15 protein-coding genes are annotated in these 17,053 nt (G+C 53.4%); 8 read left to right on the top strand and 7 right to left on the bottom strand.

The window, feature by feature from the left end; all coding sequences use genetic code 11:
- Positions 1-32: 32 nt before the first annotated feature.
- The 3 genes from I6L53_RS17635 to mtnN are packed head-to-tail and all read right to left on the bottom strand — an operon-like array spanning position 33 to position 2,184.
- Positions 33-656 (bottom strand): TRIC cation channel family protein, encoded by a 624-nt coding sequence (locus tag I6L53_RS17635; RefSeq protein ID WP_042323720.1) that lies wholly within the window; start codon positions 654-656, stop codon positions 33-35.
- A gap of 36 nt (positions 657-692) precedes the next feature.
- On the bottom strand, positions 693-1,493 hold the full coding sequence (gene btuF, locus I6L53_RS17630) for a vitamin B12 ABC transporter substrate-binding protein BtuF (RefSeq protein WP_042323717.1): 801 nt from the start codon (positions 1,491-1,493) through the stop codon (positions 693-695).
- On the bottom strand, positions 1,486-2,184 hold the full coding sequence (gene mtnN / locus I6L53_RS17625; RefSeq protein WP_042323715.1) for a 5'-methylthioadenosine/S-adenosylhomocysteine nucleosidase: 699 nt from the start codon (positions 2,182-2,184) through the stop codon (positions 1,486-1,488). Before mtnN ends, btuF begins: the two co-directional genes overlap by 8 nt.
- An 82-nt stretch (positions 2,185-2,266) precedes the next feature.
- Between mtnN and dgt the strand changes: the two genes are divergently transcribed.
- From dgt to cdaR, 3 genes are all read left to right on the top strand, one after another.
- Positions 2,267-3,784, top strand: a complete 1,518-nt coding sequence (gene dgt, locus I6L53_RS17620) for a dGTPase (RefSeq protein ID WP_042323713.1) — start codon at positions 2,267-2,269, stop codon at positions 3,782-3,784.
- 129 nt (positions 3,785-3,913) lie between these two features.
- Entirely contained in the window at positions 3,914-5,344 is a 1,431-nt protein-coding gene (degP, locus tag I6L53_RS17615) for a serine endoprotease DegP (RefSeq protein WP_042323711.1), read from the top strand.
- Positions 5,345-5,494: 150 nt separating this feature from the next.
- A complete protein-coding gene (cdaR, locus tag I6L53_RS17610; protein ID WP_042323710.1) occupies positions 5,495-6,652 on the top strand; it encodes a DNA-binding transcriptional regulator CdaR in 1,158 nt (385 codons plus the stop codon).
- A gap of 310 nt (positions 6,653-6,962) precedes the next feature.
- On the opposite strand, the gene I6L53_RS17605 is transcribed toward cdaR, so the two are convergent.
- The 4 genes from I6L53_RS17605 to map form a co-directional block, all read right to left on the bottom strand.
- Entirely contained in the window at positions 6,963-7,349 is a 387-nt protein-coding gene (locus I6L53_RS17605) for a DUF3461 family protein (protein ID WP_042289892.1), read from the bottom strand.
- Positions 7,350-7,458: 109 nt separating this feature from the next.
- Positions 7,459-8,283, bottom strand: coding sequence for a 2,3,4,5-tetrahydropyridine-2,6-dicarboxylate N-succinyltransferase (dapD, locus tag I6L53_RS17600; RefSeq protein WP_042323708.1), 825 nt, complete (start codon positions 8,281-8,283; stop codon positions 7,459-7,461).
- 30 nt (positions 8,284-8,313) lie between these two features.
- A complete protein-coding gene (glnD, locus tag I6L53_RS17595) occupies positions 8,314-10,986 on the bottom strand; it encodes a bifunctional uridylyltransferase/uridylyl-removing protein GlnD (protein WP_042323705.1) in 2,673 nt (890 codons plus the stop codon).
- A 108-nt stretch (positions 10,987-11,094) separates the two neighbouring features.
- Positions 11,095-11,889: a type I methionyl aminopeptidase gene (gene map / locus I6L53_RS17590; protein ID WP_042323703.1), complete on the bottom strand. Its 795-nt coding sequence runs from the start codon at positions 11,887-11,889 to the stop codon at positions 11,095-11,097.
- Between the two features lie 447 nt (positions 11,890-12,336).
- Between map and rpsB the strand changes: the two genes are divergently transcribed.
- From rpsB to ispC, 5 genes are all read left to right on the top strand, one after another.
- Complete coding sequence (gene rpsB / locus I6L53_RS17585; RefSeq protein ID WP_042323700.1) at positions 12,337-13,062, top strand: 30S ribosomal protein S2; 726 nt, start codon at positions 12,337-12,339, stop codon at positions 13,060-13,062.
- Between the two features lie 259 nt (positions 13,063-13,321).
- Positions 13,322-14,173: a translation elongation factor Ts gene (gene tsf / locus I6L53_RS17580; protein WP_042323696.1), complete on the top strand. Its 852-nt coding sequence runs from the start codon at positions 13,322-13,324 to the stop codon at positions 14,171-14,173.
- Positions 14,174-14,327: 154 nt separating this feature from the next.
- Positions 14,328-15,053, top strand: coding sequence for a UMP kinase (pyrH, locus tag I6L53_RS17575; protein ID WP_042323694.1), 726 nt, complete (start codon positions 14,328-14,330; stop codon positions 15,051-15,053).
- A gap of 142 nt (positions 15,054-15,195) precedes the next feature.
- Positions 15,196-15,753 carry a ribosome recycling factor gene (frr, locus tag I6L53_RS17570; RefSeq protein WP_042323692.1) on the top strand — a complete coding sequence of 186 codons (558 nt, stop codon included), beginning with the start codon at positions 15,196-15,198 and terminating at the stop codon, positions 15,751-15,753.
- A 92-nt stretch (positions 15,754-15,845) separates the two neighbouring features.
- Positions 15,846-17,042 carry a 1-deoxy-D-xylulose-5-phosphate reductoisomerase gene (gene ispC, locus I6L53_RS17565; RefSeq protein WP_042323690.1) on the top strand — a complete coding sequence of 399 codons (1,197 nt, stop codon included), beginning with the start codon at positions 15,846-15,848 and terminating at the stop codon, positions 17,040-17,042.
- Positions 17,043-17,053 lie beyond the last annotated feature (11 nt).

Below are 17,053 nucleotides of genomic sequence, written 5' to 3'. Positions count from 1 at the left end.
CGATAAGCGCAGCGTCATCGGGCAAAATCAAGTCAACGTCCATTCTCATCTAGCGCAAATGTCGGTAGCTTCAGATGCCAGCGGATCGCCGCGAGGCGAATCACCAGCGTGACAACCATCCCCAACATACTGGCGGCTTCTAACGGCATCGCGAAAGTGTAATGTGCGGTTGCGTGGACAATCCCGCCGATGATACAGGCTGTCGCGTAGATTTCCGTACGCAGGATCATTGGGATTTCCCGCGCCAGCACATCGCGAATGATACCGCCGCCCACACCGGTAATGACGCCCATACAGATAGCCACCAGGGGGCCGGTCCCTGCAATAAACGCTTTGTTGACGCCAATGCCAACAAACACCGCCAGACCGACGGCGTCCAGCACCGGCAGCATCCATTTGGGTAAGCGTCGGGGCTGACGCACCAGCAGAATTGTCAACATGCTGGTAACCATTGCCACCACCAGATCGGTAGGATCTTTGACCCAGAAAACGGGCCCGTTATCTAATGCCATATCGCGGATCGTCCCGCCGCCCACGGCGGTAACCACGCCTAAAACCAGCACGCCAAACGGGTCCATACGTAGTTTTCCGGCCAGTAACACGCCAGAGATGGCAAATACCGCGGTACCTACAATATCCAGCCAATAGACGAGCATTCTCAAAACCTCACAACAAACTGGTGGGGGCAGACGCTAATTCACCTGGGCAAGCGCATTACAGAGCTGTTTTGCGGCGAGGATAATACGCGGGCTTGCGCGTTCAAACCAGTCACTGTTGAGGGAAATTACCGGAATTTGTAGCTGATCACCCCAGTATTGCTTAATTTTGAGAATTTCCCCCGCATCTCCGGCGACAACGATCGCTTGCGGCGCGCGCGCCAGCACCTGTTCGCGACTGACCTGCGGCCAGGGAACCCGGCTGCCGGCAAAGATATTTTCTCCACCGCAGAGCTCAATAACCTCGTTTTGAATTGACCCTTTTCCGCTGGTAAAGGGAGGATTGATGCCAAACTGCAAAAACACGCGTTTTTTCGCTTTGCTGGCATACTGAGATTTTAGCTGCGAATAGTCGTCCAGCAAGGTTTGCGCGGCGCGCTTTGCCATTTCAGGATGCGGGCTAAAAGCGGCCAGTTTCTGCAACGTGTCGGCGATCTGCGCAATCGTGACGGCATCGACCCACATGACCCTGATGCCCAGCGAGGTGAGTTGATTCACCTGCCGTTCGGCATTGCCGCCGCGCCAGGCGAGGACCAGATCCGGCTTCAGCGCCACAATCCGTTCCAGATTCATACCTTGCCAGGTCGAGACTTGTTCAATGCGTTGTGCCTCGGACGGATAGTCAGAATAGCTGCTGACGCCAACGGGCGTGATCCCGGCGGCAAAAGCGAGTTCCGTATTGGCTGGAGAGAGTGAAATCACACGAGGTGCGGCATGCAGCCACACCGGAAGGGCTAACAGCAGGGCGGCAAGCGCCCTGAAGAGGGATTTAGCCATGCGCCAGTTTCTGTACCAGCGATTCGACCATCAACGTGGATTGCTTCGCGGCAACGGCCAGGAATTCATCAAAGCTGAGATGGGACTGCTGGTCGGCGACGTCAGAGATCGCGCGGACCACCACAAACGGTACCTTGAAGTTATGGCAAACGTGGGCAATCGCAGTGGCTTCCATTTCAACAGCAATCGCCTGTGGGAAATTATGCTGAATTTTGGCCAGTCCTACGGAACCGTTGATAAAGGCATCACCACTGACGATCAGACCACGCACCGCGTTGAGGTTCAGTTGTGCAATGCAGGATTCCGCGGCGGCGACCAGTTTTTCATCGGCTTTAAAGCCGGCCGGGCAGCCTGGCAGTTGACCAAACTCATAGCCAAATGCGGTGACGTCAGCGTCGTGATAGCGCGCTTCATCAGACACCACAATGTCACCCACTTTCAGCGTCGGTGCGAGACCGCCCGCGGAACCGGTGTTAATAATGACGTCCGGCTTGCAGCGTTCAAGCAGCAGCGTTGCGCCCAGCGCTGCCGCGACTTTACCAATACCGGATTTCAGCAGCGCAACGTCGGTTCCGTTAAGCTGACCGGTGTAAATTTCGCAACCGCCCAGGGTGAGAGTTTGACGGTTTTCAATTTTGTCACGCAGCAGCGTAACCTCTTCTTCCATTGCACCAATGATGCCGATTTTCATAGATTTACTCGCGCTAGGTGAGATTTAAAGGCATAGTCTATCATGCGCTTAAGGTGAAGTGCATTCTCACGCGGGAGAGGACATGTCACAGATTGATTTCCGGAAAAAAATAAACTGGCACCGTCGTTTTCGTTCACCGCAAGGGGTAAAAACCGAGCATGAGATCTTGCGCATTTTTGAAAGCGACCGTGGGCGCATTATTAACTCTCCGGCGATCCGTCGCTTGCAGCAAAAAACCCAGGTATTCCCCCTCGAGCGTAATGCCGCCGTGCGTACGCGTCTTACCCATTCGATGGAAGTTCAGCAGGTGGGGCGTTATATCGCCAAAGAGGTTTTAAGCCGCCTCAAAGAACAGAAATTGCTGGAACAATACGGTCTGGATGAGTTGACGGGACCGTTTGAAAGTATCGTCGAAATGTCCTGCCTGATGCATGACATCGGCAACCCGCCATTTGGCCATTTTGGCGAGGCGGCAATCAATGACTGGTTTCGCCAGCGCTTACATCCGGCGGATGCGGAAAGCCAGCCCTTAACGGAAGAACGTTGCATTGTGGCGACGCTGCGCCTGCGCGAAGGCGAGGAGTCGCTGAACGATATCCGTCGTAAAGTACGCCAGGATCTGTGTCAGTTCGAAGGGAATGCGCAAGGGATTCGGTTGGTACACACGTTGATGCGGATGAACCTGACATGGGCCCAGGTCGGTGGGATCTTAAAATATACCCGTCCGGCGTGGTGGCGGGGGGAGACACCGGCGACGCACAACTATTTAATGAAAAAACCGGGCTATTATCTTTCTGAAGAACCGTATATTGCGAGGTTACGTAAAGAACTGGATCTCGCCGTTTACAGTCGTTTTCCGTTAACGTGGATAATGGAAGCCGCTGATGATATCTCTTATTGCGTGGCGGATCTGGAAGATGCGGTTGAAAAAAGAATCTTCAGCGTTGAGCAACTCTATCATCATTTACATGAGGCCTGGGGACAGCATGAGAAAGGTTCTCTCTTTGCGCAGGTTGTCGAAAATGCCTGGGATAAATCGCGTGCGAATTATCTGAGCCGTAGTACTGAAGATCAATTTTTCATGTATTTGCGGGTGAATACACTTAATAAACTGGTGCCCTACGCCGCACAGCGTTTTATTGATAACCTGGAGCAAATCTTTGAAGGAAGGTTTAATCAGGCATTGCTGGAAGATGGCAGCAGCTTTAGCCGCCTGCTGAAAATCTACAAAAATGTTGCGATGAAACATGTGTTTAGCCATCCGGATGTGGAACAGCTCGAATTACAGGGCTATCGGGTGATCAGTGGCTTACTCGATATCTACCGTCCTTTATTAAGTCTGTCGCTTACGGATTTCAGTGAGCTGGTGGAAAAAGAGCGCCTGCAGCGCTTTCCTATTGAATCTCGTTTATTTCAGAAGCTGTCAACGCGCCACCGACTGGCCTACGTGGAGGCCGTGGGTAAATTAACATCAGATTCACCTGAGTATCCTGTGCTGGAATATTATTACCGCTGCCGGCTGATCCAGGATTATATCAGCGGCATGACCGACCTCTATGCCTGGGATGAATATCGTCGCCTGATGGCGGTCGAACAATAAGCCGAGTTTTGTAAAGACGGACAATAAATTTTTACCTTTTCCATAAACTTCCGTCCGGAACTTAGCGCTATAAAATGAATCTGACGTACACAGCAATTTTGCGTTATCTGTTAATTGAGATTGAGACACATGAAAAAAACCACATTAGCAATGAGTGCACTGGCTCTGAGTTTAGGTTTGGCGTTATCCCCGCTTTCTGCAACGGCAGCTGAAACTGCATCAGCCACGACCGCACAGCAGATGCCAAGTCTGGCACCGATGCTCGAAAAAGTGATGCCATCGGTGGTCAGCATTAACGTGGAAGGTAGCACAACCGTCAATACGCCGCGTATGCCGCGTAATTTCCAGCAGTTCTTTGGCGATGATTCCCCGTTCTGCCAGGAAGGTTCACCGTTCCAGAGCTCGCCATTCTGTCAGGGCGGCGGCATGCAGGGCGGTAACGGTGGCGGCCAGCAGCAGAAGTTTATGGCGCTGGGTTCCGGTGTCATCATTGATGCTGCGAAAGGCTATGTCGTCACCAACAACCACGTGGTGGATAACGCCACGGTGATTAAAGTTCAACTGAGCGATGGCCGTAAATTCGATGCGAAGATCGTCGGTAAGGACCCGCGTTCTGATATCGCGCTGATCCAGATTCAGGATCCAAAAAACCTGACGGCGATTAAACTGGCTGACTCCGACACACTGCGCGTGGGAGATTACACTGTCGCCATCGGTAACCCGTTTGGTCTGGGCGAGACGGTGACCTCCGGTATTGTCTCAGCGCTGGGTCGTAGCGGCCTGAATGCGCAAAACTATGAAAACTTCATCCAGACCGATGCGGCGATCAACCGGGGTAACTCTGGCGGTGCGTTGGTTAACCTGAACGGCGAGCTGATCGGTATTAACACGGCGATCCTCGCGCCGGACGGCGGCAACATCGGTATCGGTTTTGCGATCCCAAGCAATATGGTGAAAAACCTGACCTCTCAGATGGTGGAATTCGGCCAGGTGAAACGCGGTGAGCTGGGGATCATGGGTACCGAACTGAGCTCCGAACTGGCGAAAGCGATGAAAGTCGACGCTCAGCGCGGGGCGTTTGTCAGCCAGGTCATGCCGAACTCGTCTGCCTCGAAGGCGGGAATTAAAGCCGGGGATGTGATCACCTCTCTGAACGGTAAGCCGATCAGCAGCTTTGCCGCACTGCGTGCCCAGGTTGGCACGATGCCGGTGGGCAGTAAAATTACCCTCGGCCTGCTGCGTGACGGTAAGCCGGTTACTGTTAATCTGGAACTGCAGCAGAGCAGCCAGACTCAGGTTGATTCCAGCTCCATCTTCAGCGGCATTGAAGGGGCTGAAATGAGCAATAAAGGTCAGGATAAAGGTGTCGTGGTGAACAACGTGAAAGCGAACACCCCGGCGGCGCAGATTGGCCTGAAGAAAGGGGATGTGATTGTCGGCGCGAACCAGCAGCCGGTGAAAAACATCGCTGAACTGCGTAAAATTCTTGACAGCAAACCGTCTGTCCTGGCGCTGAACATTCAGCGTGGCGACAGCAATATCTACCTGTTGATGCAGTAATCCCTCCCAGACCCCTTCCTGTGACAGGAAGGGGTTTCTTTTTGTGATACTTCCCACAACTCCATACTTCTTCCCTTTGCTTTGTGCATTTGCACAATGTCAGCGTTTATTATCTTCTTTATGCTGGAGCTCTGCTCACAGGAGGGCTTTATGGCTGGCTGGCATCTTGATACCAAAATGGCGCAGGATATCGTGGCGCGCACGATGCGCATTATTGATACCAATATCAACGTAATGGATGCCCGTGGGCGGATTATCGGCAGCGGCGATCGCGAGCGTATTGGGGAATTGCACGAAGGCGCGCTGTTAGTTCTCTCTCAGGGCCGCGTGGTGGATATCGATGACGCCGTTGCGCGCCATCTGCACGGCGTTCGTCAGGGGATCAACCTGCCGCTGCGCCTGGAAGGCGAGATCGTCGGCGTGATTGGCCTGACCGGCGAGCCTGAGCATCTACGCAAGTATGGCGAACTGGTGTGCATGACGGCAGAGATGATGCTTGAGCAGTCGCGCCTGATGCACCTGCTGGCTCAGGACAGTCGTCTGCGTGAAGAGCTGGTGATGAACCTGATTCAGGCAGAAGAGAACACACCGGCATTGACCGAATGGGCACAACGTTTAGGCATCGATCTCAACCAGCCGCGCGTAGTGGCGGTAGTCGAAGTGGACAGCGGACAACTCGGCGTTGACAGCGCCATGGCGGAATTGCAGCAGCTACAGAACGCGCTGACCACCCCGGAGCGCAATAACCTGATTGCGATTGTTTCGCTGACCGAGATGGTGGTGCTAAAACCCGCGCTAAATTCGTTTGGCCGCTGGGATGCCGAAGATCACCGCAAGCGCGTTGAACAGCTTATTGCGCGTATGAAAGAGAATGGGCAGTTACGCTTTCGCGTTTCGCTGGGCAACTACTTTACCGGGCCAGGCAGTATTGCGCGTTCGTACCGTACCGCGCGTACGACGATGATGGTGGGTAAACAGCGAATGCCAGAAAGTCGTAGCTACTTTTATCAGGATTTGATGCTGCCGGTGTTGCTCGACAGTCTGCGCGGTGGCTGGCAGGCCAATGAGCTGGCGCGTCCGCTGGTACGGCTGAAGGCGATGGACAATAACGGTTTGTTGCGCCGCACTCTGGCGGCATGGTTTCGTCACAACGTGCAGCCGCTTGCAACCTCGAAAGCGCTGTTTATTCACCGTAATACGCTGGAGTACCGACTGAATCGAATCTCGGAATTGACCGGGCTGGATTTAGGCAACTTTGACGATCGGCTGCTGCTGTACGTAGCGTTGCAACTGGATGAGCAGCGTTGATTAATTGCCTGATGGCGCTACGCTTATCAGGCCTACGAGGATGTACCTGCAGGCCGGATATGGCGTATGATGTCGCCATCCGGCAACAAACTGGATGAGCAGCGTTGATTAATTGCCTGATGGCGCTACGCTTATCAGGCCTACGAGGATGCACCTGCAGGCCGGATATGGCGTATGACGTCGCCATCCGGCAACAAACTGGATGAGCAGCGTTGATTGATTGCCTGATGGCGCTACGCTTATCAGGCCTACGAGGATGCACCTGTAGGCCGGATAAGGCGCGTGACGCCGCCATCCGGCAACAAACGGCTTATTTACGCGTCAGTTTTTCCAGATCGGCTTCGATCTCGGTGATTTTATTCGCCACTACGCTTTCCAGATGGCGTAAGTCATCAAGGATCTTGCGTTTCAGATCCACTTCAGTGCGATCGCGCTGGCAAATTTGATCGAGTTCGTCGATCACGTAGCGCAGGTTAGGGCTGATCTCCTGCACCTCTTTGTATCCCTGACCGATACCATCGGCGACCACGGTTTTGCGCTGGCGGGGGTATTTAAACTTCACGCTTTTGGCAAAGAACTCACCTTTATCCTTCTGGAAATAGATTTTCAGGATATCGTTGTTGGCTTCTTGCCGCAGGCTGTAACGATCGATTTCTTCAGGATTAGTAATGCCCAGACTTTTCAGATTGTCATACATAGCGGTACCCTTAAGCTCACTATAACTATTGAATAATTAACGAAAAGCCCTGTTTCTGCCACTCGCAGATGTAAAAAAAGCGGGCTAAGCCCGCTTTTTCAAATCACCGTTAGTCGATGGTACGCAACAACTCGTTGATGCCGACCTTGCCGCGCGTTTTGGCGTCGACTTTTTTCACAATCACCGCACAGTACAGGCTGTACTTGCCATCTTTCGACGGCAGGTTGCCGGAAACGACAACGGAGCCCGCCGGAACGCGGCCATAATGGACTTCGCCGGTTTCCCGGTCGTAAATACGGGTGCTCTGACCAATATAAACGCCCATAGAAATCACCGAGCCTTCTTCGACGATCACGCCTTCTACCACTTCAGAACGCGCGCCGATGAAGCAGTTGTCTTCGATGATGGTCGGGTTCGCCTGCAATGGTTCCAGTACACCACCGATACCAACGCCGCCGGACAGGTGGACGTTTTTACCGATCTGCGCGCAGGAACCGACGGTAGCCCAGGTATCGACCATCGTCCCTTCATCAACATAAGCGCCAATATTGACGTAAGACGGCATCAGCACGGTGTTACGGGCGATAAATGCACCTTGACGCACCGCGGCGGGCGGAACGACACGGAAGCCTTCTTTCTGAAAGCGCGCTTCGTCGTAGTTTGCGAATTTCATCGGCACTTTATCGAAGTAGCGGCTTTCCGCGCCCTCGATCACCTGGTTATCGTTGATACGGAAAGAGAGCAGAACCGCTTTCTTCAACCACTGGTGAGTCACCCACTGACCGTCTACCTTTTCTGCCACGCGCAATACGCCGGAATCCAGCAGAGAAATCACCTGATTCACCGCTTCACGGGTCACGGTATCTACATTGGCCGGAGTAATGTCGGCACGGCGCTCAAAAGCGGTCTCAATAACGTTCTGTAACTGCTGCATTGTTAAACTCTTTCCCTATAAATAAACACACTACCCTTTATCGTTTGGATTGAGGGCCTCTGTCAACCGTTGATGCACTTCCTGCTGCAGCTCATTATTAAGCGCACGCCGGTCCGCCGTGGCGATTATGAATAAATCTTCTACTCGCTCGCCAATGGTTGTAATTCGGGCGCCATGAAGCGAAATTCCGAGATCGGCAAAAATTTGCCCGACCCGTGCCAGCAGCCCTGGCTGATCAAGGGCGATAAGCTCGAGGAACGATTTGCGATCGGTGTGTGTTGGCAGGAACGTGACCTCGGTATCGACGGTAAAGTGGCGCAATTTTGCCGGTTGTCGACGCGGCTGCGGTGGTTGCCAACTGCGCTGGGTGATCGCCTGTTCCAGGCCAAAGCGGATCGCTTCATGCCTGTCGGACGACAGCGGGCTGCCGTCCGGTTCCAGCACGATAAAGGTATCCATCGCCATTCCGTCGCGGGTCGTGAAAATCTGCGCATCGTGGACACTCAGATTACGTCGGTCCAGCTCGGCGCAGACGGCGGCAAACAGATACGGCCTGTCCGGACTCCAGATGAATATTTCTGTTCCGCCGCGCGTCGCCTGCGGGCTGAGCAGAATTAACGGCTCGCTGAGGTTGTGCTGCAGCAGATGACGCGCATGCCAGGCCAGCTGATTTGGGCTGTGGCGCACGAAGTAGTTGGCGCGGCAGCGCGACCAGATATGGTGCAGCGCTTCTTCATCAATATTATCCATTCGCAGCAGCGCCAGTGCCTGCAGTTGATGATGACGCACGCGCTCGCGCATGTCCGGCGTGTTTTGCATCCCCCGACGAAGCTGTTTTTCCGTGGCGAAGTACAGCTCACGCAGCAAACTTTGCTTCCAGCTGTTCCACAGCGTTTCGTTAGTGGCGCAAATATCCGCCACCGTCAGGCAGACCAGGAAGCGCAGGCGGTGTTCGGTCTGCACTTCTTCGGCGAACTGCTTAATAACTTCAGGATCCTGAATATCACGGCGTTGAGCGGTCACCGACATCAGCAGATGCTGGCGAACCAGCCAGGCAATTAACTGCGTTTCGCGCGAGTTCAGGCCGTGCAACTCAGCGAATTTGAGCACGTCCTGCGCCCCCAGAACCGAGTGATCGCCGCCGCGTCCTTTGGCAATATCATGGAACAGCGCGGCGATAAAAATCAGCTCGGGCTGTCGCAGACGCGGCCAGAGATCCACGCACAGCGGATGGCGCTGGCGGGTCTCTTCTTTGGCAAAACTTTCCAGCTTCAGCATCACGCGAATCGTGTGCTCGTCTACCGTGTAGGCGTGAAACAGGTCAAACTGCATCTGCCCGACAATACGTGACCACTGAGGCATGTAGGCCCACAGCACGCTGTGTCGGTGCATTGGGAGCAGGCCACGGCTGACTGCGCCTGGGTGACGCAGCATACTGAGAAACAGCGACCGCGCCTCCGGGATATAGCACAGCGGCTGATTCAGATGGCGGCGCGCATGGCGCAGATGGCGTAAGGTGGTGGAGTAGATCCCGGTGATCGCGCTGTTGCGCACCATGGTGTAGAACATCCGCAGGATCGCTTCCGGTTCGCGGATGAACAGATCGTCCTGACGCAGATCGATCAGCGTGCCGCGCAGTTGAAAATCGTCATCAATAGGACGCGGTTTCTCGTCGGCAGACAGCGCGAGGATCGCTTCGTCAAACAGTTGCAACAACATCTGATTGAGCTCAGTGACGCGGCGGGTGACGCGGAAGTAATCCTTCATCATCTGCTCAACCGGTTCGTTACCTTCGCCGCTGTAGTTCAGGCGTTGAGCGACGCTCAACTGGCGATCGAACAGCAGGCGGTTATCGTAACGACTGACGACTAAATGCAGAGCAAAACGAATACGCCACAGAATGTGCAGGCACTCGTTCAGCTCAGCGCGCTCTGCCTGGGTCAAAAAGCCGAAGCCCACCATCTCGTCGAGCGAAGTAGCGCCAAAATGACGACGGGCGACCCACTGCAGCGTATGGATATCGCGCAGACCGCCGGGACTGCTTTTGATATCCGGCTCAAGATTATAGCTGGTGCCGTGATAGCGCTGGTGGCGCTGATGCTGCTCTTCCACTTTGGCGGCGTAAAACTTATCGGACGGCCAGAAGCCTTCGCTGAAGATATGCTTTTGTAGTGCCAGAAAAAGGGCCACATCACCAATCAACAGACGGGTTTCAATCAGGTTGGTGGCAACGGTCAGGTCCGATAACCCTTCCAGCAGGCACTCTTCCAGCGTACGCACGCTGTGCCCGACCTCCAGTTTGACGTCCCACAGCAGCGTCAGCAGTTCGCCGACCTTTTGCGCCTGTTCATCCGGTAATTTTTTACGGCTCAGGATGAGCAGGTCAATATCGGAAAGCGGGTGCAACTCACCGCGCCCGTATCCGCCAACGGCGACCAGCGCCAGATCGGCAATCTGCCCGAAACCGGCGTCGATCCACAGGCGTTGCAGCAACTGATCGATGAATTCGGTACGCGCTTCAATCAACTGTTCGGCGGAAATCCCGCTGTCGAAGGCATCGCCCAACCACTGTTGGAAGGTGTCGATGCGCGTTTTGATCCCGGAGACGGTGAGTTCGTCGCGAGACCAGGCCCCCGGGTTTTGCGGCTGGCCGGGGAGGGTGGGAAGTGCGGTATTTGCGTGCTGTTCAGGAAGTGTATTCATTATGCGCCACCCATTAAAAAAGCCGGATACGGCGAAAGTGCCTTATCCGGCCTACGGAATAGTGCCATTTGTAGGCCTGATAAGCGAGAGCGCCATCAGGCAAAAAAGTTATACGTCGTGCGTGAGTACCGCCGGGATGGTGTCATCCTTGCGTAACGTCAAAATTTCGCAGCCGTTTTCGGTTACCACAATAGTATGCTCATATTGCGCAGACAAGCTTCTGTCTTTGGTTTTCACCGTCCAGCCGTCTTTCATGGTACGGATGCGGTAATCACCGGCGTTAAGCATTGGTTCGATAGTAAAGGTCATGCCCGGCTGCAGTACCACACCGCCGTCGTCCGCATCATAGTGCAGCACCTGCGGCTCTTCGTGGAAACCGCGACCAATACCGTGACCGCAGTATTCACGCACCACGGAGAAACCTTCGCCTTCCGCATATTTCTGGATCGCCGCGCCGAGGGTGCGCAGACGGATGCCCGGTTTCACCATTCGCAGCGCCAGATACAGGCTTTCCTGTGTGACGCGGCACAGGCGCTCGCCCAGAATGGTCGGTTTGCCAACGATAAACATTTTAGAGGTATCGCCGTGGTACTCATCTTTGATGACAGTCACGTCGATGTTGACGATATCGCCATCTTTCAGGTGCTTGGCATCATCCGGAATGCCGTGACACACCACTTCATTAATAGAGATGCAGACGGATTTCGGATAACCGTGATAGCCGAGGCAAGCGGAGATCGCGTGCTGCTCGTTAACGATATAGTCGTTACAGAGACGATCCAGTTCACCCGTGCTGACGCCCGGTTTGATATACGGTTCGATCATCTCCAGCACTTCCGCGGCCAGGCGGCCTGCGACGCGCATTTTTTCGATTTCTTCAGGGGTCTTGATTGAGATAGCCATGAATTCTGTCCATCAGTGTCGGTTAATTCGACAATAATTGTGTAAGTGCTGCCAATGGTATCAGCCAGGGGTATACCCTGCCAAATTGAGAATCATTCTGAACTTCGCCTTTCGTGCCACAAGCGCGTTGGCTGCATTTTTTCACCCCCACCACCTACAACGCGTAAGCTCCTGGGATTCAAAAATCTGCTGTCTTCTTGTAACACGAAATTTATCCTTCAATTCAGTACAGACCGCCAACAATTATTGGTGTCTGCGGCGTATTTGTGGTATAAAGCGCGCCGGACTTCCGATCTCATTTCGTATACACAGAATAGACGGAAGCGACAAATCTCACTTTGTGTAACAACACACACGTATCGGCACATATTCCGGGGTGCCCTTTGGGGTCGGTAATATGGGATACGTGGAGGCATAACCCCAACTTTATCTATAGAGGTTTTAATCATGGCAACTGTTTCCATGCGCGACATGCTCAAGGCTGGTGTTCACTTCGGTCACCAGACCCGTTACTGGAACCCGAAAATGAAGCCGTTCATCTTCGGTGCGCGTAACAAAGTTCACATCATCAACCTTGAGAAAACTGTACCGATGTTCAACGACGCTCTGGCTGAACTGAACAAGATTGCTTCTCGCAAAGGTAAAATCCTTTTCGTTGGTACTAAACGCGCTGCAAGCGAAGCGGTGAAAGACGCTGCTAACAGCTGCGACCAGTTCTTCGTGAACCATCGCTGGCTGGGCGGTATGCTGACTAACTGGAAAACCGTTCGTCAGTCCATCAAACGTCTGAAAGACCTGGAAACTCAGTCTCAGGACGGTACTTTCGAAAAGCTGACCAAGAAAGAAGCGCTGATGCGTACTCGTGAGCTTGAGAAACTGGAAAACAGCCTGGGCGGTATCAAAGACATGGGCGGTCTGCCGGACGCTCTGTTCGTAATCGATGCTGACCACGAGCACATTGCTATCAAAGAAGCAAACAACCTGGGTATTCCGGTATTTGCTATCGTTGATACCAACTCTGATCCGGACGGTGTTGACTTCGTTATCCCGGGTAACGACGACGCAATCCGTGCTGTTAGCCTGTACCTGGGCGCTGTAGCTGCAACCGTTCGTGAAGGCCGTTCTCAGGATCTGGCTTCCCAGGCGGAAGAAAGCTTCGTAGAAGCTGAATAATAAGGCTTGATAACTTCCCTGAGATAGTTCGAGTTGCAGGAAGGCGGCAAGCTCGAGAATTCCCGGAAGCTTACATGAGTAAGTGACCGGGATGAGCGAGTGAAGACAACGCACCTGCGGCTCGAAATATGAAGGGGAAGAGCCCTTATAAACCAGGTAGTATCATGTTTGGTTAGGGGGCCTGTATATGGCCCCCTTTTTCACTTTTAAATCTGTGCGGTTTGATGCCGGGCAGATCAAATCTTCCGAGGATTTTAGAATGGCTGAAATTACCGCATCCCTGGTAAAAGAGCTGCGTGAGCGTACTGGCGCAGGCATGATGGATTGCAAAAAAGCACTGACTGAAGCTAATGGCGACATCGAGCTGGCAATCGAAAACATGCGTAAGTCCGGTGCTATCAAAGCAGCGAAAAAAGCAGGCAACGTTGCTGCTGACGGCGTAATCAAAACCAAAATCGACGGCAATATCGCTTTCATTCTGGAAGTTAACTGCCAGACTGACTTCGTTGCTAAAGACGGTGGTTTCCAGGCATTTGCTGACAAAGTCCTGGACGCTGCTGTTGCGGGCAAAATCACTGATGTTGAAGTGCTGAAAGCGCAGTTCGAAGAAGAACGCGTTGCGCTGGTTGCGAAAATCGGTGAGAACATCAACATCCGTCGTATCGCTTCCCTGGAAGGCGACGTTCTGGGTAGCTATCAGCACGGTGCGCGTATCGGTGTTCTGGTTGCGGCTAAAGGCGCTGACGAAGAGCTGGTTAAACAGCTGGCAATGCACGTTGCTGCAAGCAAGCCTGAATTCGTTAAGCCGGAAGACGTGTCTGCTGAAGTGGTAGAAAAAGAATACCAGGTTCAGTTGGACATCGCGATGCAGTCTGGTAAGCCGAAAGAAATCGCAGAGAAAATGGTTGAAGGCCGCATGAAGAAATTCACCGGCGAAGTTTCTCTGACGGGTCAGCCTTTCGTTATGGAGCCGAGCAAATCTGTTGGTCAGTTGCTGAAAGAGCACAACGCTGACGTGACTGGCTTCATCCGCTTCGAAGTGGGCGAAGGCATCGAGAAAGTTGAGACTGACTTTGCAGCAGAAGTTGCTGCGATGTCCAAGCAGTCTTAATTGTCGAAAAGGAGCCGCCTGAGGGCGGCTTCTTTTTGTCACCCGTCACGCAAAAATCAGTATGGCTCTTATTTCGTTGTACTGAGTAGCGACATATCATTTGTCGCCAGAATTTACCCCCATTTTTAATCGTTGACAGTCTCAGGAAAGAAACATGGCTACCAATGCAAAACCCGTCTATAAACGCATTCTGCTTAAGTTAAGTGGCGAAGCTCTGCAGGGTTCGGAAGGCTTCGGTATTGACGCAAGCATACTGGATCGTATGGCTCAGGAAATCAAAGAACTGGTTGAACTGGGTATTCAGGTTGGTGTGGTGATTGGTGGCGGTAACTTGTTCCGTGGTGCTGGTCTGGCGAAAGCGGGTATGAACCGCGTTGTGGGCGACCACATGGGCATGCTGGCCACCGTGATGAACGGTCTGGCAATGCGCGATGCGCTTCACCGCGCCTATGTGAACGCCCGCCTGATGTCCGCCATCCCACTTAATGGCGTATGTGACAACTACAGCTGGGCAGAGGCTATCAGCCTGCTGCGTAATAACCGCGTCGTGATCCTCTCTGCGGGTACCGGTAATCCTTTCTTCACCACAGACTCTGCGGCGTGCCTGCGTGGCATTGAAATCGAAGCGGACGTGGTTCTGAAAGCGACGAAAGTCGATGGCGTCTTTACCGCCGATCCGGCGAAAGATCCTTCTGCTACCATGTATGAGCAGTTGACCTATAACGAAGTGCTGGATAAAGAACTGAAAGTGATGGATCTGGCCGCGTTTACGCTGGCGCGTGACCACAAGTTGCCAATTCGTGTCTTCAACATGAACAAGCCAGGCGCACTGCGTCGCGTGGTGATGGGTGAAAAAGAAGGCACATTAATTACGGAGTAATTCCCGTAATGGCTAAATAGAGGTAAGATTCCGCGTTAATATCGCGAGCTTACCCGCAATATTTTAATCAGGGCTATACTAAGCACACCTCTGCAGGTGTCCTGTCTGGTCTGACTGAGACAAGTTTTCAAGGATTCGTAACGTGATTAGCGATATCAGAAAAGATGCTGAAGTACGTATGGAAAAATGCGTAGAAGCGTTCAAAAACCAAATCAGCAAAATACGCACGGGTCGTGCTTCTCCCAGCCTGCTGGATGGCATTGTCGTGGAATATTACGGCACGCCTACGCCGCTGCGCCAGCTGGCAAGCGTAACGGTAGAAGATTCCCGTACCCTGAAAATCAACGTGTTTGACCGCTCGATGAGCCCGGCCGTTGAGAAAGCAATTATGGCGTCTGACCTCGGTCTCAACCCGAGCTCTGCGGGCAGCGATATTCGTGTTCCACTGCCTCCGCTGACGGAAGAACGTCGTAAAGATCTGACGAAAATCGTTCGTGGCGAAGCTGAACAGGCGCGTGTTGCCGTGCGTAACGTCCGTCGTGACGCGAATGACAAAGTGAAAGCACTGCTGAAAGACAAAGAGATCAGCGAAGATGACGATCGCCGTTCTCAGGACGACGTACAGAAAATGACTGACGCCGCTATCAAGAAAGTGGATGCGGCGCTGGCAGATAAAGAAGCAGAACTGATGCAGTTCTGATTCACCTGTACGCTTAAAACGCCGCTCAGAAGATCGTTTAGGATCGGCTGGCGGCGTTTTGCTTTTTATCCTGTCTCTTTTTCGGATGTTTGATGAAGCAATTAACCATTCTGGGCTCGACCGGCTCTATCGGTTGCAGCACGCTGGACGTGGTGCGCCATAACCCTGAGCACTTTCGCGTGATTGCGCTGGTGGCAGGTAAAAATGTCAGTCGTATGGTGGAGCAGTGCCTGGAATTCTCTCCACGTTATGCCGTGATGGACGATGACGCCAGCGCGCGCCTCCTCAATGCCTCGCTGAAACAGCAGGGTAGCCGGACAGAAGTCCTGAGTGGACAACAGGCAGCCTGTGATATGGCGGCGCTTGATGAGGTCGATCAGGTCATGGCTGCTATTGTGGGCGCTGCGGGTCTTCTGCCGACACTTGCCGCTATTCGCGCAGGAAAAACGATTCTGCTGGCAAACAAAGAATCTCTGGTGACCTGCGGACGCCTGTTCATGGACGCCGTGAAGCGCAGTAAAGCCCAACTTTTGCCGGTAGACAGCGAACATAACGCTATTTTTCAGAGTATGCCCCAACCCATTCAACACAATCTGGGATACGCTGACCTTGAGCAGAATGGTGTGATGTCTGTTTTGCTTACCGGGTCTGGTGGTCCGTTCCGGGAAACGCCGCTGCATGAACTGGTGTCGATGACGCCCGATCAGGCATGCCGCCATCCGAACTGGTCGATGGGACGTAAGATTTCCGTCGACTCAGCCACTATGATGAATAAAGGTCTGGAATACATTGAAGCGCGTTGGTTGTTTAACGCCAGTGCCCGCCAGATGGAAGTGTTGATTCACCCGCAGTCGGTGATTCACTCGATGGTGCGTTATCAGGACGGCAGCGTTCTGGCGCAACTGGGTGAGCCAGACATGCGCACGCCTATCGCACATACGATGGCCTGGCCGAATCGCGTAACCTCCGGCGTGAAGCCGCTCGATTTCTGCAAACTCAGCGCGTTGACGTTCAGCGCGCCGGATTACCAACGTTATCCATGCCTGAAACTGGCGATGGAGGCGTTTGAGCAGGGGCAAGCTGCCACAACCGCGCTAAATGCAGCTAATGAAGTTGTCGTTGCTGCATTTCTTGCTGAAGAAATACGCTTTACCGATATTGCCGATCTCAATTTAGCCGTGCTGGAGCAGATGGACCTGGAGGAACCCCAGAGCGTTGATGACGTTCTGAGGGTGGATGCGATTGCGCGAGAAGTCGCCAGAAAACAAGTGATGCGACTCGCAAGCTGAGGATAATCCTC

It is taken from the genome of Citrobacter farmeri (genome assembly GCF_019048065.1).
Classification (GTDB): domain Bacteria; phylum Pseudomonadota; class Gammaproteobacteria; order Enterobacterales; family Enterobacteriaceae; genus Citrobacter_A; species Citrobacter_A farmeri.
Note: the sequence above shows the minus strand (reverse complement) of the source record. Positions and strands in the feature narration are given on the sequence as shown.